The organism is Spiroplasma taiwanense CT-1 (assembly GCF_000439435.1).
Classification (GTDB): domain Bacteria; phylum Bacillota_I; class Bacilli_A; order Mycoplasmatales; family Mycoplasmataceae; genus Spiroplasma_A; species Spiroplasma_A taiwanense.
The window spans coordinates 174,838-192,029 of the sequence record NC_021846.1 but is presented as its reverse complement, the minus strand read 5'-3'; the positions used below and the strand labels follow the sequence as shown (position 1 = coordinate 192,029).

Here is a 17,192-nt window from a genome sequence, read left to right as displayed (position 1 = left end):
AAGAATAGGAATTAAAATTGAATAAACATAAATAAAGACATAACATATGTTGATTTTGTAAATAATTCTAATAAAAAAGGCAAGGGAATAAGTCAAAACTCAAATAATGCATTATATTTGCTTGTTTTATTTTTTAAATTATTTCTTTTTTCATAACTTTTTATAGCTTCTATATTAATTGGCAAAAAACCTGCTATAAAACTACCAAATAAAATTATTCCTACAAAAATAGAAATATTTGAAAAAAGAATATTTGTTGTTGAAAATGAACTAAAAGTAAAAATTATTGCAATTAGTATTCCAATTGAATTAACTTGTAAAACATTTTTATTCCCCTTTCTTTTTGCCATTTTCATCCATAAGGGTGTAACAAACAACATTAAAATAGGAACTATTAGAATAGAAATTACATAATAAATATTAAATCATACCGCTAATTTGTAAGGCAAATAGCTAAAGTAAGCGCTTAGTAGCATCATTGAAAATATCATTATAACTAGCTGAACTTTATAATTAATTTTTTGATTTGAAATAGAAATTAAATTATCATCTTTTGAATCAAAATAATTAATAAAAATCTTATTAAAGCAAGATGAGTATTTAAAAAATAAATTTTCAAATAATTTAAGAGTTGGTAAAAATATTAGTGGTGTAGCAAATGTATATAAAAAACAAATAATATATGCAGAAGATAAATTACTTAAATACAATGCGTATTTTTCAATTTTTCCATAAAGACCAATTCAAGTAAAAAGTGAAACTGTTGAGTATAATAAAACTAAAACTGGTAAAAGTGCATATAAAATAATTTTATTTTTAAATATAAATTTTCTTATTAAAATAAAAATCGTACAAATTAGCATTGAAACTAACATATAACTTGCCCATTCAATAATACTTTTTTCTACAAAAAAAGATAATAAGCTAACCCCAATTGTAACTAAAAGTGCAATTTTATTTTTTAAAAAAAGTGCAGAAATACATAAAATATAAATTGATAAATCAAATCTTGGTATAAAGAAAAAGATAATTTTTAAACTTATTGCTAAAGAAATAAATATTGCAGAAATAGTAATATCAAATATTAATTGATATCTACTGCTATTTGTTGAATTCATTTTTTTCTCCCTTCTTAAAGTAAATTAAAAAGTTATTTTGGAATAAAAAATAATACGACTTCTAATTAAAAATTTTATTGTCTTCCTCCAATGAAAATTATAGTCAAAAAAAATAAAAAAGTAAGTCAAAATTGACTTACTTTTTTAAATAAAATTATTTAACTACTTTTGCTGCAAGCTCCATCGGTTTTCTTGTTTTTTCAAAGAAATGATGGAAATCTTGACTAGTATCCACTTTTCCAACAAATGAACCTACCATAACTTTTTCAGATTTTATATCTATTAAATTATGTTTTTCTAAGACTTTGGCTACCTCATTAGGATCAAATCCTTCAGAAGGACATAAATCAATTCCTAATTCTTCTGCTGTGTTTAATACTGTTCCCACTGATATATATGTTTGTCTTGCACTTCATTCTTCATAATTCATACCATGAACAGCAAGTGCTGATGTTAAGCCTCCCACCATTTGAGTTCTAATATTTGCAAATTGTTCTGGAATATTTCTTTGATTTTGTTCTGGAATTAATGTTTTTGTTATGTATTCTTCCTTAAATCCCACTCAAATTAATAAACCAGTAGCCTGAGTTATTCCAACTTGATTTCATCAAGCTTGAAATAACTCATCTCTTATTTCTTTGTTTTCAATATAAATCACTCTAAACGGTTCCATTCCAAATGAAGAAGGGGCCATTCTTATTGATTCTAATAATTCATTTAATTTTGAATCATCAATTTTAAAATCATTTACAAACCTTTTTGCTGAACGTCTTTTTTTTAATAGTTCTAAACTTTTTGTCATTTTAAATTTCCTTTCTTATTTTAAGAAGAGATTTATAAAAAGGTAACATAAGTTACAAATTGCCTATTAATTGAAATATTCATAATAATAGGTTAAGGTAAGTAATAAAATTACTTACAAGTATTTCAACTTAATCTTCTTATTTTTTATTAAAGTAATAATTGAATTATTACTCTTTAATTTTAAATCAAAATTTATGAAAATTTATTTCAATTTAAAATTAAATTCCCCTTCTTCATTATCAAAAATCACTCCATCTCCATTTAGAGAAAGTCTATTATTATAAATTTGAATTTCTGCCTCTGAATGTGGTTGCTCAAAATAATCACAGTCTTTATATTTATCTGTTATTTTAATGACTCTTTGATTTTTGCTTCCAACAAGTCGTCTTTTTCTATCTAATAGTTTCATAATAAAAGGTCCATCGATTAAAATATCTATTTTAGTTAAAATTTCGCTATATTCTTCAAGTAATTTTTCATAAATATAGCCTGTAAAACAAATAACTGTTAAGCCATTTTTTTGACATCAAATAACCAATTCACTGAGTCCATCAGGTTGTAAAAATGGTTCACCACCCAAAAGAGTAACTCCTTCAATATTAAACTTAGATTTGGCTTCCAAAATTTTTTCAAAAATGTATGTTGTTGGCATAAACATTTTTTTATCTAATGCTAATAATTCTTGATTACTACATCCCTTACACCCAATATTACATCCTTGAAATCAAATCACAAATCTTATTCCAGGTCCTTCAATTTCACTATTCATTAAAAATTTACCCATATTTAAATTAGCCATTTATATTAAAGTTAATTTTTCCTTGTTGTACAAAAACTTGAATTTTAACTCCTGGTTTAATATTTTGTAAATTTTTAAATATAAATTCAGATAATGGATCAACAAGATTTGTTTCTAAAGAATTTAAAACATCTCTTCCTCCTCTTCTTTCATCTGCATTTTGTAAAATGATCTCTATTATATTTTGATCATTTAGGTCAATATATAATTTAGCTTTGTATTTTTCATAAATAGCAATTTGCAATGGTTTAACCTTTTGCTTAATAATTTTTGCTTTTAAAGATAAATCTTTAATAAAATTAAATGGAATTATATTATTTCCAAATCTTCCAAGTAGTTCTGGTCGATTTAATTCATTAGTAAAATGGTTTTGCACTTTTCTTATAAATTCATTATATATTAAAGTACTTTCTTGATTTGGACTTACTTCTGCTGCACCAATATTTGAAGTAAAGATTATAAAAGTTTCACTAAAACTTACTGTTTGTCCTGTATTATCTGTTAATCTTCCATCTTCCAAAATTTGCAAGAATTTATCAAATATTTTAGGATTTGCTTTTTCAATTTCATCAAAAAGAATTACAGAAAAAGGTTTTTCTTTTACTGCATTTGTTAATTGACCTCCACCTTCAAAACCAACATAGCCCGGAGGAGCCCCAATTAATTTTTGATCAGAATTTTCTTGTCCATATTCTGACATATCAAATCTAATTAAATTTGTTTCATCATTAAATAAAAATGTTGTTATTGCTTTTGCTAACTCTGTTTTTCCTGTACCTGTTGGACCCACAAAAAATAATGTTCCTTTTGGTTTACTACGTTTTGAAGAATAAGTAACTCCACTTAGTCCTGTATATGCCTTATAAATAATTTTTATTACTTTTGAAATTGCATCTTCTTGACCAATTACTTTTGAAGACAAAACATCTTTAATACTTAACATTTTTTCATAACTTAATTCTTCTCATGGAGAAATTTTTTCTCCATAATTGTAAATATTAAATAATTTATTAAATGTTATTGGTTGTGCAAAATTACAAGAAAACTTTACAAAATGAGATAATTCCTTTAAAGTTCAACCTTCTGTAGCATCCACTATATTTTCAAATTCCAATGAAATATCTGTTACAGATATTAATGATTTTAGAGTTGAAAGAAATTCTCTTCTTTCCTCTCTATTTGGTTTTGGAATAGTAAGTATTAAAATTTCTGGATTATCTAAATATAAATTTGGTGGTAATTGATTTATTTTTTTAGTTAAAAAAATAATACAATTAGATAACTCATCAATTTTTGAAATTGAAAATTCAGATTCTTTTAATGATTTTGAAAATTCCGTTAATACAATTCTATCTTCTAATTCTAATGAATTATCAGCAAAAACAAAATTAGTATAATCTGCTAAAAAAACTATTTTTTTATTATCTATTCTATTTAAATTTTTATTTAAAATTGAAAAAAAATCAATTGGTTTTTTAAATTTTATAGAGTCCTCTGAAGATGACTGAGTATTATCAGAAAATAACTCTTCAAAATCATTTAAAGACTGTTGATTAGAAATTTGATTATCATTTAAAAGTAAATTTGAAAATTTTGAACCTCTTAATCCAGAGTTTTGATCAAATATAAATTTATCAGAATACTTTTTTTCATCAAAAATATTAAAAATAATTTCATGAATATTAATATATCTTCCTTTGTATTCATAAATATCATCAATATTTCCTTCAACAATTATTGCCTTTTTAATTCCAATAAGATTTTTTAATTGATTTAATTTTTTTTTTGTACTCATTACTTTACCTACTTATCCTTCTTTGTATTATTTTCAGTTATTACTTTTTTTCTTTTAGCAATATATTTTGGTTCTCTATATTGCTTATTAAATTCATTGCTTGCATGAATATTAAAATCTTTAAGTTTTTTTATAAAAGCTTTAGCATCTTCATCATGTTGGCGTCCTTCAAAACCCTCTCAGTTATAGATAAAGCTACCATCATGTCTAACAGCAAAATCTGCAGTTTCGCCTGTAATTTTTTCTCCATGTATAATTATAAGATTTTTTTGTTTAATTTTTCTTATATTATTCGGGTTAACAATATAACCAACTTTTCTTATTGCATTTACAATTTTTAAAACATTATCTTTTCTAATAACTTCTTGTTCTGCCAATTTGGATGAATTATACAAATACTTACTTATAATTTCATTTATATTCTCATTATCTTTATTTTCTGATAATAATTTCATTTCATTTTTTACTATTGCAAATACATCTTGATCATCTTTATATAATTCTATCGAATTTGAAATTATTTCTTCGAATATTATTTTATTTGAAGTTTTGTATTTTTCTAACTCAATAAAAATATAACTCAATATTTTATCCTTCTTTTTATTTATAAAAAGATGTTCTTTATCTTCAAATAATTTTTTAATAAATAATTTATCTTGATCATCTTTATAATTCATTATTAATTGTTTTTTTAAATCTAAAATATTTGAAAAATAATTTTTTTCTAATGATTTTTTTATTTGCATTTGTTCTTTTTTTATAATATCACTTTTTAAAAGAAATATTTTTGTTTTTAAGTCAGTAATATTATTTCGCTTTTTCTCTGCAAATCTTTGTATTTCATGATACTTTTCAATTTCCACATGAACATCACTTGAAATTTCTTTTTCAAAAGCATTTTCAATTAATTCTTTATTTTCAATTTTTAATTTTTCCAAAAAATAATTTATTTGTTGTTGAAAAAAATTTGAATTATCTATCTTTTTACACTGAGCTAGTAATTCGTTAATATAAGAAATTAAAACTTCAATATCTTTTTTTAAAAAAGAAAATTGTTTCTCACAATTTATTAGAATTTCCTCTGCAGACATACTCATTTTATTTACCTCCAAAAAAATTTTTATAGTATTCAATATCAGAACTATTATAATTTTGTTTTTTTCCAAAAATAATATTTAATGCTTTTTTATAAGCTATATCATTATTATTCATAATTTCATTTACTTCATCTCTTTTATTTTCAATATGTTTGATTCATTCTAATTTTATCTCGATTGGCATATTATAATATTTACTACTAATTAAGCTGTTAGTTTTTTCTTCAAGTTTACTCAAATAATTCATAGCCATTAATGTTATTTTATAATTTACAACTTCTTGAGATTCAATAGATAATGTTTTTGTTTTATATTTATAAAAATTTTTGTAAAAATCAATCAAAGCTTCTGAAATATTTAATAAATATTTATCGTATTGTTCAATTTCAACATTAGATTTAATTAAATCAATTAATGAAGATAAAAATTCTTCAAAATTATTTTCCACATAATTATAATTTTCATTATAAAGCTCTTTTGTTAAATTTCCAATTTTATTTAAAGTTGAAGCATGTAAAATTCAAGTTTCTGAATTAAAATCATCCAAATTAAATAATTCTGCTCTATTATTATTTTTGAAATACTCTGTTAATTTTATCAATGAATTTCTTATATTGATACGCCAGCCATCAATTTTTAAAGACTTTAAATATTTATTTAATATAAGTATATTTTCAAAAGATTCTGAAATATTAATTTCGTTAAATATTTTTATTATATTTTTTGTATTTAAGAAATTAAATTTTGAAATTATATCAAAAATTTCATCATCATTTTTTTTCATTGAAATTTCAATAATACATTTTGTAACTATTCTTTCTAAAATTATTAAATAATTCTTATAATCTTCTTCTATTAAAAATTCTTTTATTGAATTATATTTTTCACCATATTCTAAATCATCTAAAATATAAGAAAATGATATCTCTTCAACTTCTTTTTCTAAACCAATTCTTTCTAAAACAGTAAATATTTCTGCTGCCTTTTTATAATCTAATTTTTTTAGACTTATTTTATAAGTTTCAAGTAAAGAATTAATACTAGTTTCAAAAATTTCAATTAAATTTAAATTGATTTTTGGATTCTTATAAGAATAAACTACAGGAATTTTTTTATTAATAGTAGTTAGATTTTTTATTCCTATTAAAAAACCACTCATATGATTTTGTGAATCTAAATAAATAAATGAATTATCTAATAATATTTCATTTTCAATATAATCAAAATATACTACTATTTTTCCTTCTAAATTTTGTAAACTTCTGTTGTTTCTTTTTGAATTATAAAAAATTATTATATCAATATTTCTTATTAATTCCTTATTTTTTAAAAATTCTGTATCTGATTCAATAAATTGATCATTAATTAATAATAAATTTCAATTTGTTTTAATATTTATATTCGAAATTAAATCCAATTCTGAATTGTATTTTTCTAATTTCATAATTTTTTGTTCAGGTCTAAATTTATTTTTAAGTTTTTTTTCGTATTGATTACAAATATCAATTAAAATTTCTTTTGCAATATTTGAATTATTTCTTAAATAATTTTCAAATTCCTTATTTTCAGATTTAATTTTAAAGGATTCATTTTCAAAAATTTCTATCATTATTTCTATTGCAACTGAATCATATTTAATATATTCATTAAAAAAATTTAATTTTTCCAGTGAATTATATTCGTCAATTGTTATTTCCTTTAGTAAACATTCTTCTCCAAAAATATCTTTATTTATATTTATAAATTTTTTAATCATTAAGTTAATTTTACTTTGTGATATATTTTTTTCAAAATTTGAATTCACCAATAATTTATGAGAAATTTTTACATTTTTAATTCTTTTATCTCAGGTTCTTTCTTTTAAAATTTCTTCCACATTTAAAATTGGATCATAGTAATATTTTATGTCCTGTGATTTATTTTCATTGGAGATAGAGTAATTAGACTTTACAAAATTAAATTTTATTTTATCATTCACTTCAAAATACTCAATTGGACTATCCATATTTAAAATCCCAAGACCTGTTTTATTTTTGTTTATATCTAAAATTTTGTAATTAATTAAATCTCTTAATGCTTTTTCAAATAAACTTATATTTTCTACATCAAAAAATGATTTAAGTGCTTCTTTTAAAATTTGAGTTTTATCTGGATAATCAATTAAAATTAATAATAATAAAAATTCCATAAATGTTGGTTTTCTGGTTTCAGAATATTTTATTTTTAATGGAATATATTGTTTATCATATATTATTTCTAATTTATCAAAAATCATTTTTTTACTCCTAATCAATTTCTATTGGTATTAAAAAACTATTATTAAATTTCAATTTTGCTATAATTTCAGAATAAACTTCATAACTATTAGATAAGTTTGGATTTCCTACAGTGGGTATTTTAACTGTAATATCTTCAACACTTCTCTCAGAACCAATAATTATAAGTAACTCTCTTGCTCTAGAAAGTGCAACATTTATTCTTTCATATTTTTTTAAAAATTCTCTTCCTGTTTTTGAAGATAATTTCTTAGGGTTTCTAACTAAATTAACTATTACATAATCTGCTTCTTTTCCTTGAAAATCATCTACTGTATTTATAACAATATTTAAATTTTTAAAATTACTTAATTTTATAAATTTTTTTAGTTTACTAACATGTAATCCATAAAAACTTATAATAGCTAAACTTGGTTTAACCATAGAATTTTTCTCTCCGACTACTTCATTTATTTTTTTTAAAATTTTATTTGTTAATTCTATTTCTAGATCATTAAATAAACTAGTTGAATATTCTTCTCCTTGTTCAAAATTAATTTCATTATTTTTTTTATATGAAGAATCAATTCAATAAACCGAGCTTCTTGAATTGATTATCTCTTTTTTTAAAGAATTAGAAATAATCAAATCATGTTTCTTTTGTTCGCTTACTTGTGTTTCCATCCTTAATTGATTGTCATAAAACTTATTAACAATTTCCATAATTTGTTCATGACTTCTATATTGAGTTTTTAAAATGGAAGTTACATTTTTATTATTTGCTGAAATTAATTTTTTAAAAACTGAAAAATCTAATAACTCATAAAAATCATTATAGTTATAATCTTTTTTAAAAAGCTCATTAACTTCCTCAATGTCTGCATTTTGTAATTTTAAAATTGGAGGAAGTTGGCGATAGTCTCCAACTAAAATAAGAGATTTTCCATAAACAAGTGGCATTAGTATTTCTAATAAGGTTGCTTTTGAAGCCTCATCAATAATTACAACATCTACATCCATTGTTTTTAAATTCAATTCTTCAAGACCAAGTTTAGCTGAAATTTTATCTTTACTAAATCTAAAAATATTTGAAGAGGTTAATGTCATAGAGTAAACATTAATTAATTTATCTAATACAGTTTGAATATATCTTTGACTTTCTTTAAACATTTGAATTGAAAATTCCCTTGTAGGTAATTCTTCTAATGTGCTATTAGAAATTTTATAATTTTCACTTAAATAATCTGTAATATTTTTATAAATATCTGAAAAATCGGTTTTTCTTTTCTTACTTTCTAGTAATTTTTTCTCAATTATTATTAACTCTTTTTTTAAATTTTCTTCTAAATCTACATCCGTAATTCCCAAATCTAAATTAAACTTAAAATTTATTAATTTAATTAATTCTCTTAATTTTCTAGTTCCATCCCCAATATTTTCCATTAAATTATTTTTAACAACAAGTAATTTATTTTTATCAATTTCTAAATTTGAAAGACTGTCTTCATATATATTTTTCTCACTTAAAGATATTAATTCAACTTCCAATTTATTTTTTTGATTTGTTAATTCGCTAATAAAATTTTTAAATATTTGATTTAATTCATTTATTTTTACATCTCTGTTTAATATTTGTAATAAACCTTTTTTTCTACTTTCTTCTTCATTTGCTAAATCAAATTCAGCTTGTCTTTTATAATTAAGAACTTTTTTTTCAATATTTTTAATTTCCATAAAAATTTCATTTTTAATAAAAATTTCATTTACTACTTCTTTAAGTAAAGAGATTTTATTTGAAAAATCTTCTGGATTAAATTTTAAGTATCTAAAAATATAATTATATAATTCAAATTTAATTGAACTATCAAAAAATTCCTGAATGATTTCTGAAAAATTTAATACACTTATAAATTCTTTTTCATTAAGAGAATCTACTAAGTTATTAATATTTAATAAATTTTCTTTTATAAAATTTTTTCTTTTAATTTTATTAATCTCTTTTTCATTAATTAAATTAATTTGCCTATTTATTTCATCAATATCTTTTTGAATATTTCTAATTTGAGTATTATTTTTATGATAACTTTTATTTGAAATAATTAATTCTTCCAATTTATTTTTAATTTCTTGAAATTCTGTTATTAAATTCTCATCATTATTAACATCATCAAAAATTTTCTTACCTATAGATTTATAATAATTATATAAAACTCTATCAGGTGAAAAATTATTCACTAAAGAAGAATTGAAATCTATATTATTTGTTAATCTAATTTTATTAAGATTTGGACCAATTGGCAATCTATCAATAACATTTTTTATTGCCTCATGATTTTGACTTGAAATTAATATTTTTCTATTTAACTTTGATAATTGAAATATTATTTCACAAATAACTTGAGTTTTTCCTGTTCCTGGTGGTCCCTGTAATAAAAAAATATCTTTTGAATTTATAGCTTTCTGAACAGCATCTTTTTGTTCTTTATTTAAATTAAAATTAAAATCCTTTAAATATAACTCATTAGAATTTTCAGATAATTCAATTAATTTTGTATTAAAAAGATAATTTATAAGATATGGGTTTTTTGTATTTCCTTCTGAAATTCTTTTAAGTACTTGTCTTCCTCTTTCAATTAAAACTTCTTCTCCAATACCTGTATATGCCAAATATCCAGATGTTAAAAAGTCCAAATTATTCTTTACACTAAAAAGATTTTCATTAAAATTTTCATCAATTTCAAAATTTATTTTAAAAATTTTTCATTTTTTTAATTCTTCTAAATTTGTTTCTAACAATTCTTCTAATTCTTTTTTGGAACCTATTATTATATTTTTATTTTCTCAATAATTTCAAAAATTTAAATTCGTCTCATTTACACCAATCATTGTTGATAAATTTACAATTTGACTTACTTCATGATTTTTTTCAAAATCAAAATTAAAAATTTCTTTTATGTCTTTTAAAAGTTCATGTGTTGTAGAAATATTTCTATTAAATTTAAAAGGAACAATTGATAAATCCTGCATTTTTTTTAACTTATTTAATTTTTCTATATCATCAACTAGTATTTCCAAACAAACAACTATTTTTTTATCATATTGAATATTCAATTTTTTTAAAATATTTTCTGAATCTAACTTTAAATATTTATAGGTGTAAGATTTCAAATTATGTAATTCAAAATTATGTAACTCTGAATTAGAATTATTTATATCTATTCTAAGTACAGTACTTAAAATAGAATTAAAATAAGGCAAAGATCTTTTTCTTTTAATTTTTAGTAAATCCTCAGAAAATTCTAAGTACTTATTTCAGTTATTTTTTTCTTCTTCAAATGTGGAAATTAGCCTTCCAATTTTTTGAATTGTTGAAGAATTTAAAATATTTCTTCTGAGAATTTCTTCTTCTTTTATTTGTCCTTGATTTCTAATTAGTAAAATTTGACATTCATTAAGAACAGTTTCAAATTCTTGGGCAATAGGTTTTAACCTTGTCAAAAAAATTGAACTAATAATTAGTGTTGCATTTTTTGAATCAATATTGACAAAAAAACCTAAATAAGTTCCATTTAATAATAAACTCTGATTCCTTGAATCAAGTTCAACTCTAATTATTCCATCATAAGTTTCCTTAGTTTTATCCTTTTTACTTAATTGCCTAGTTTTATTATCAATTAAACATAAAAAAGCTTTTTTTACTAATGAGTTTCTTAAAAAATTATGAAAATCATTATAGGATATAATTCCTTTAATTTCTAATTTTTCAATAATCTGATCTAAACCTGAAATATTCTCTTTAAATTGTACATTTTGTAAAAATGAGAAGTCTAAAACAATTTCTTTTCCATTATTATTTTCTATAATATTTGCCATTAAACTTACCTCATTTTCTATTAAGCTCTTTAATTATAACATTTTACAATTAATAACTAAAAAGACATATCTCTACTCAATAATTAAAGAATAAAGCTATGTCAATATTTTAAAAATTATTTTATTTACTTTATAACAATATTTACAATTTTATCTAAAACAGCAATTTCCTTGATAATTGTTTTACCGTGTATTGTTTCTTTTACATTTAAAATATTTTTTGCCAATTTTATCAATTCTTCTATACTAGTTCCTTTTTCAACTTCAAAAGTTGATTTTAATTTACCATTAATTTGAACTGCAATTACAACATTTGAAAGTAACAATTTTGTTTCATCAAAAACTGGTCAACTTTCCAAGCAAACACTTGTTTTATTTCCTAGCATACTTCATAATTCTTCTGCCAAATGTGGTGCATAAAGAGATAACATCTTTACAAAATTAAATATATATGGTTTATAAATTGCAGAATTTTCCTTATATACTGCATTTATAAAAACCATTAATTGGGAAACAGCTGTATTAAATTTACAATCTTCAATCATCTGAGTTGTTTTTTTAACAACATCATTGTAAATAAAATCTAAATTTCCATTATTTTCATCAGTAAGCTTAATATCTTCAATTAGTCTATAAACTCTATCCAATCACTTTCTTGAACCATCTAACCCTTTAAAACTTCAAGGTAGTGATGCCTCAAGTGGTCCCATAAAAACTTCATATAATCTTAAAGTATCTGCACCATGTGACTCAATTATTTCATCGGGATTAATAACATTACCCTTTGATTTACTCATTTTTTCACCTTTATCAGTTAAGATCATTCCTTGATTAATTAACTTTTGAAAAGGTTCAGGTGTTGGAACTACATTAAGATCAAATAATACTTGATGTCAAAATCTAGCATAAAGTAAATGCAATACAGCGTGTTCTTGTCCACCAATATATAAATCAACTGGCAATCATTTTTTAAATAATTGCATAGCTTCTTCTGAAGTAATATCTATTAAATTATTTGGGCTTGTTGTTAAAATATAAGCTAAATAATATCAACAAGATCCTGCTCATTGAGGCATTGTATTTGTTTCTCTTTTTGCATTTAAACCATTATATTTAATATTGACTCATTCTTTTATATTTGCTAATGGTGATTCACCAGTTCCTGATGGTTTAATATAATCTGTTTTTGGAAGCATTAAAGGCAAATCTTTTTCATCAATTAGTGCAATATCTCCATTATCTAAAAAAATAACTGGAAATGGCTCTCCATAAAATCTTTGTCTTGAAAAAAGTCAATCTCTTAATTTATAATTAATTTGCTTTTTACCATTATTTTCCTTTTCTAATTTATCAATAACTAATTTAATAGCATTTTTTCTATCTAAACCATTTAAGAAATCAGAATTTATATGTTCTGATTCTCCAACAAAAGCTTTTGATTTATCTTTTGTTTCTAAAACAAATTTTATTGACAAATTATATTTAGTGGCAAATTTTCAATCTCTTTCGTCATGAGCTGGAACTGCCATTACTGCTCCTGTTGCATAATCATTTAAGACATAATCAGAAATTCAAATTGGAACTTCTTCATTTGTAATTGGGTTAATCGCATGACATCCAAGATATAAACCTGTTTTTTCTTTTGAATCATCTTGTCTTTCAACATCAGTTTTTGTTTTTGTATTTTGAATATAATTTTCAATTTCATTTTGAAAATTATTAGAACAAATTTTTAAAACTTTTTCATTTTCTGGAGCAAGAACTATATATGAAACACCAAAAATTGTATCAGGTCTAGTTGTAAAGACTTCAATTTCCTCATTACTTTCTTTTATTTTAAATTTAATTAAAACTCCTTCAGATTTTCCTATTCAATTTTTTTGTAATTCCTTTACAGAATTTGGTCAGTTCAAATTTTCTAAACCATCTAATAATCTATCAGCATATTGTGTAATTTTTAAAACTCATTGTTTCATTGGTTTTTTTATAACATCAAATCCACCAATATCTGATACCATTTTCCCATTTGACAAAATGACTTCTTCATTTGCAAGAACAGTACCTAATTCTTCACATCAATTTACATTTACTTCTTTCACTTCTGCAAGCCCTTTTTTGTACAGTTGTTGAAAAATTCATTGAGTAATTTTGTAATAATTTGGATGACTTGTATTAACTTCTTTATTATAATCATAACTAAATCCAAGTTTTTTTAATTGATTTCTAAAAATTATAATATTTTTATCTGTAAATTCTCTTGGATCATTACCTGTTTTTAAAGCATATTGTTCTGCTGGTAAACCAAATGCATCTCACCCAATTGGGTGAAGAACATCATAACCTTGCATTCGCTTCATTCTCGCAAAAATATCTGTTGCTGTATAACCTTTTGGATGTCCAACATGTAAACCAGCACCACTTGGATATGGAAACATATCTAGAACATATGCTTTCTTTTCATTAGAATTTGTTGTCTTAAATGTTTGGTTTTCTTCTCAAAATTTTTGTCATTTTTTTTCAATTGATTTATGTGAAAATTGCATATTTAATACCTCTTTATAAATAATATTTTACATTATTAAAAACTATCTAAACAAAAAATACTATTAATTTATTTAAATTAATAGTATTTCCGATAACTATTTTTCATTTCTCTATCTATAATCATTCTTTAAACATTTTAATATATCCCATTTTGACAACTTGTGCTAAACAAACATATGCAAGAACAAAACTTATAGCAACACCTAAAAAAGCTCATGGTGGAGTTTGCATAGCTAAAACTTTATTTATTGGTGTAAATGGAATTATAATCGCCATTAAACAAACAAATACAGTTGATAAATTAACTTGTCAAGATCCATTTGATTGTAAAAATGGAATTTTTTCAGTTCTATACATTTGCATAACAGCAGTTTGAGTCATCAATCCAACAACAAATCAACTTGCATTAAATTTAGCAATTGCTTCTTTTGGTATTTCAATATTTGCACTAATTCCAGGTTCCAGTCCAATTTGTTGTCTAAATGCATATAATAAAACTAAAAATGTTACAATATCAAATATTGAACTTACAGGTCCATTTATAATAGTAAACCATATAATATTTTTAGTTTTTAATGGTCTTGGTTTATCAGTAAAGTTTTTATCAACTTTATCAAAAATAAAGGCAAACATAACTATGTCATATAGTAAATTTTGTGCCAATAAATGTAATGGTTGCATTGGCTCTGCAAGAGTTAAAAATAAAGCAATTAAAACACTTAGAACATTTCCAAAATTTGATGCCACTGTAACTTTTATATATTTTAATATATTTGCTAAACTAACTCTTCCTTCATAAACAGCTGCACTTATCGGAAGCAATGATTCTTCTAATAAAATTAAATCTGCTGCTTCTTGAGCAATATTTGAAGCTTCTTTAAAAGAAATTGCCACATCTGATTCTCTTAAAACTGGAGCATCATTTATTCCATCCCCCATAAATCCAACAACATGTTGTTGTGATTTTAATGTTTTAATAATTAATGATTTATGCATTGGACTTAATTTTACAAATACATTTGCTCTAATTACAGCTTTTGCCAATTGTTGCTCATCCATTGCTTCAATTTCTTTTCCTGTATAAAGTTTTTCAATTTTAAAATCTACTTTTTTACAAATAGCTCTTGTAATAACTTCATCATCTCCTGTTAAAATTTTTGTTGTTATTCCTCTATCCAATAACTGTTTAATAATTGCTTTTGAGGTTTTTTTAGGTTGATCAAAAAATGTTGCAAAACCATAAAAAATTAAATCTTCTTCTATATCTTCATCTTCTAAACTATTATGTGCTATTCCTATAACTCTAAAACCTTCATTGTTAAATTCACTTGACTTATTAATGATCTTTTCTTTATATTCATTTGTTAATTCTTTAATTTCTCCGTTAATATAAATTCTATTACAAATTTTTAGTATTTCTTCAATAGCTCCCTTTGTAAAAATTTGTTTTTGTTCATTTTTTGATAAAATGACAGATAATATTTTTCTTTTAAAATCAAAGGGAACTTCTCATTCTTTTTTATATTCTTCTACATCAATATGTTTGATATTTTTTGATAATAAAACTGCTTGATCAATTGGATTTTGAAAACCAGTTTGAAAATAACTATTTAAATATAGTATTTCCTCAATATAAGGGTTTTTTTGATTTTTTATATCAAAAACTTTATCCAAATTAATTTCACCACTAGTTATTGTTCCAGTTTTATCAGTACATAAAATATCTATTGCACCCATATTTTGAACTGCATTTAAATTTTTTACAAGAACTTTTTCTTTTTTAATTTTTGAATAACCTCTTGATAAATTTGCCGTCACAATAATTGGAAGCATTTCAGGTGTAAGACCAACTGCAATTGAAATTGAAAATAAAGCTGCACTTAATCATCTATGATCAAAATCATCAGTTCTTAAACCAAACACTAAAAAAACAATTGGTGTAGTTGCCAACATAAAAGAAATTAATAGTAATGTTATTCTTTTAATACCTTTTTCAAAAGAATTTACTGGACGTTTTTCAGTTACTTTATCATTCATTTCTGAAAAATATGTATTTTGCCCAGTTGATAAGACAATCCCAAGCGCTGACCCAGAAACAACTTCAGTTCCCATATAACAAATGTTTTCAAATTCCAAATAATTTTCTTTTGCATTTGTTATCTTTTTTTGTACTGGAAATGACTCACCAGTTAAAGATGATTGATTTAAGTATAAATTATTGGATCAAACTACTTTAATGTCTGCAGGAATTAAATCACCATTTGATAAATAAATTAAATCACCTTGTACTAATTCTGAGTTTTCAAGAGAAATATACTCTTTAATTAATTTTATTGAATTAGCATTATCAATATCATTAATTTTAAAATTTACATCTCTAATTACTTTACACATCTGTTTATTTTCATATTTCATTTTTTTAATAACCAAAAATGATCTTATTTCTTGAACAAAATAAATTGTTCCACTTAATAAAATCATAATTAGCACTAATAAAGCACCAAAAAGATCAAAAGGGTTTTTACCTTCTGTTGCGTATGTATAAAAACTAAATGTATCTATTATTATTAAAATTAAATTAAACGGACTAAAAAAAGACTTAATAAAAGCCGATAAAACATTCATTTTATGGGCTTTTAAATTATTATCTCCAAATCTTTCTCTTTGTGTTATGACCTCATCAGGTGTTAAACCAAACTGAGAAATTTCTAGTTTTTTTAAAATTTGTTGTTGATTAAGATCTATATATTCTATCAATCTTGTATTTTTATTATTTTTATTATTTTTATTTTGATTAGCTCTCATAATTTTCCTCCTATTGAATTGAGCGCTAATTTTTCAAGTATTTTAAAAACCAAAAATAAGTGGCAAATTAGCACTACTTTTGATCATTAAAAGTTTTTGTGA

At 22.6% G+C, this 17,192-nt stretch carries 9 protein-coding genes; all 9 read right to left on the bottom strand.

The annotated features are described in order from the left end of the window. Window positions 1-11 precede the first annotated feature (11 nt). The 9 genes from STAIW_RS00920 to mgtA all read right to left on the bottom strand — a co-directional run bounded on the left by STAIW_RS00920 (window position 12) and on the right by mgtA (window position 17,090). A complete protein-coding gene (locus tag STAIW_RS00920) occupies window positions 12-1,118 on the bottom strand; it encodes a hypothetical protein (protein WP_020833998.1) in 1,107 nt (368 codons plus the stop codon). A gap of 154 nt (window positions 1,119-1,272) precedes the next feature. Further along, on the bottom strand, window positions 1,273-1,920 hold the full coding sequence (locus STAIW_RS00915; protein WP_020833997.1) for a nitroreductase family protein: 648 nt from the start codon (window positions 1,918-1,920) through the stop codon (window positions 1,273-1,275). A gap of 204 nt (window positions 1,921-2,124) precedes the next feature. Continuing rightward, window positions 2,125-2,706: a 4Fe-4S single cluster domain-containing protein gene (locus STAIW_RS00910; protein ID WP_236608525.1), complete on the bottom strand. Its 582-nt coding sequence runs from the start codon at window positions 2,704-2,706 to the stop codon at window positions 2,125-2,127. A gap of 7 nt (window positions 2,707-2,713) precedes the next feature. Continuing rightward, the gene (locus tag STAIW_RS00905) at window positions 2,714-4,516 is read right to left on the bottom strand and encodes an AAA family ATPase (protein ID WP_020833995.1); all 1,803 of its coding nucleotides are present in this window, start codon (window positions 4,514-4,516) and stop codon (window positions 2,714-2,716) included. Window positions 4,517-4,524: 8 nt separating this feature from the next. Next, window positions 4,525-5,613 carry a transcriptional regulator gene (locus tag STAIW_RS00900; RefSeq protein ID WP_020833994.1) on the bottom strand — a complete coding sequence of 363 codons (1,089 nt, stop codon included), beginning with the start codon at window positions 5,611-5,613 and terminating at the stop codon, window positions 4,525-4,527. Window position 5,614: 1 nt separating this feature from the next. Continuing rightward, window positions 5,615-7,888 carry a transcriptional regulator gene (locus tag STAIW_RS00895; protein ID WP_020833993.1) on the bottom strand — a complete coding sequence of 758 codons (2,274 nt, stop codon included), beginning with the start codon at window positions 7,886-7,888 and terminating at the stop codon, window positions 5,615-5,617. A gap of 10 nt (window positions 7,889-7,898) precedes the next feature. Continuing rightward, window positions 7,899-11,741 carry a DEAD/DEAH box helicase gene (locus STAIW_RS00890; protein ID WP_020833992.1) on the bottom strand — a complete coding sequence of 1,281 codons (3,843 nt, stop codon included), beginning with the start codon at window positions 11,739-11,741 and terminating at the stop codon, window positions 7,899-7,901. Window positions 11,742-11,866: 125 nt separating this feature from the next. Continuing rightward, window positions 11,867-14,284, bottom strand: a complete 2,418-nt coding sequence (gene leuS / locus STAIW_RS00885; RefSeq protein ID WP_020833991.1) for a leucine--tRNA ligase — start codon at window positions 14,282-14,284, stop codon at window positions 11,867-11,869. 115 nt (window positions 14,285-14,399) lie between these two features. After that, entirely contained in the window at window positions 14,400-17,090 is a 2,691-nt protein-coding gene (gene mgtA / locus STAIW_RS00880) for a magnesium-translocating P-type ATPase (RefSeq protein ID WP_020833990.1), read from the bottom strand. Window positions 17,091-17,192 lie beyond the last annotated feature (102 nt).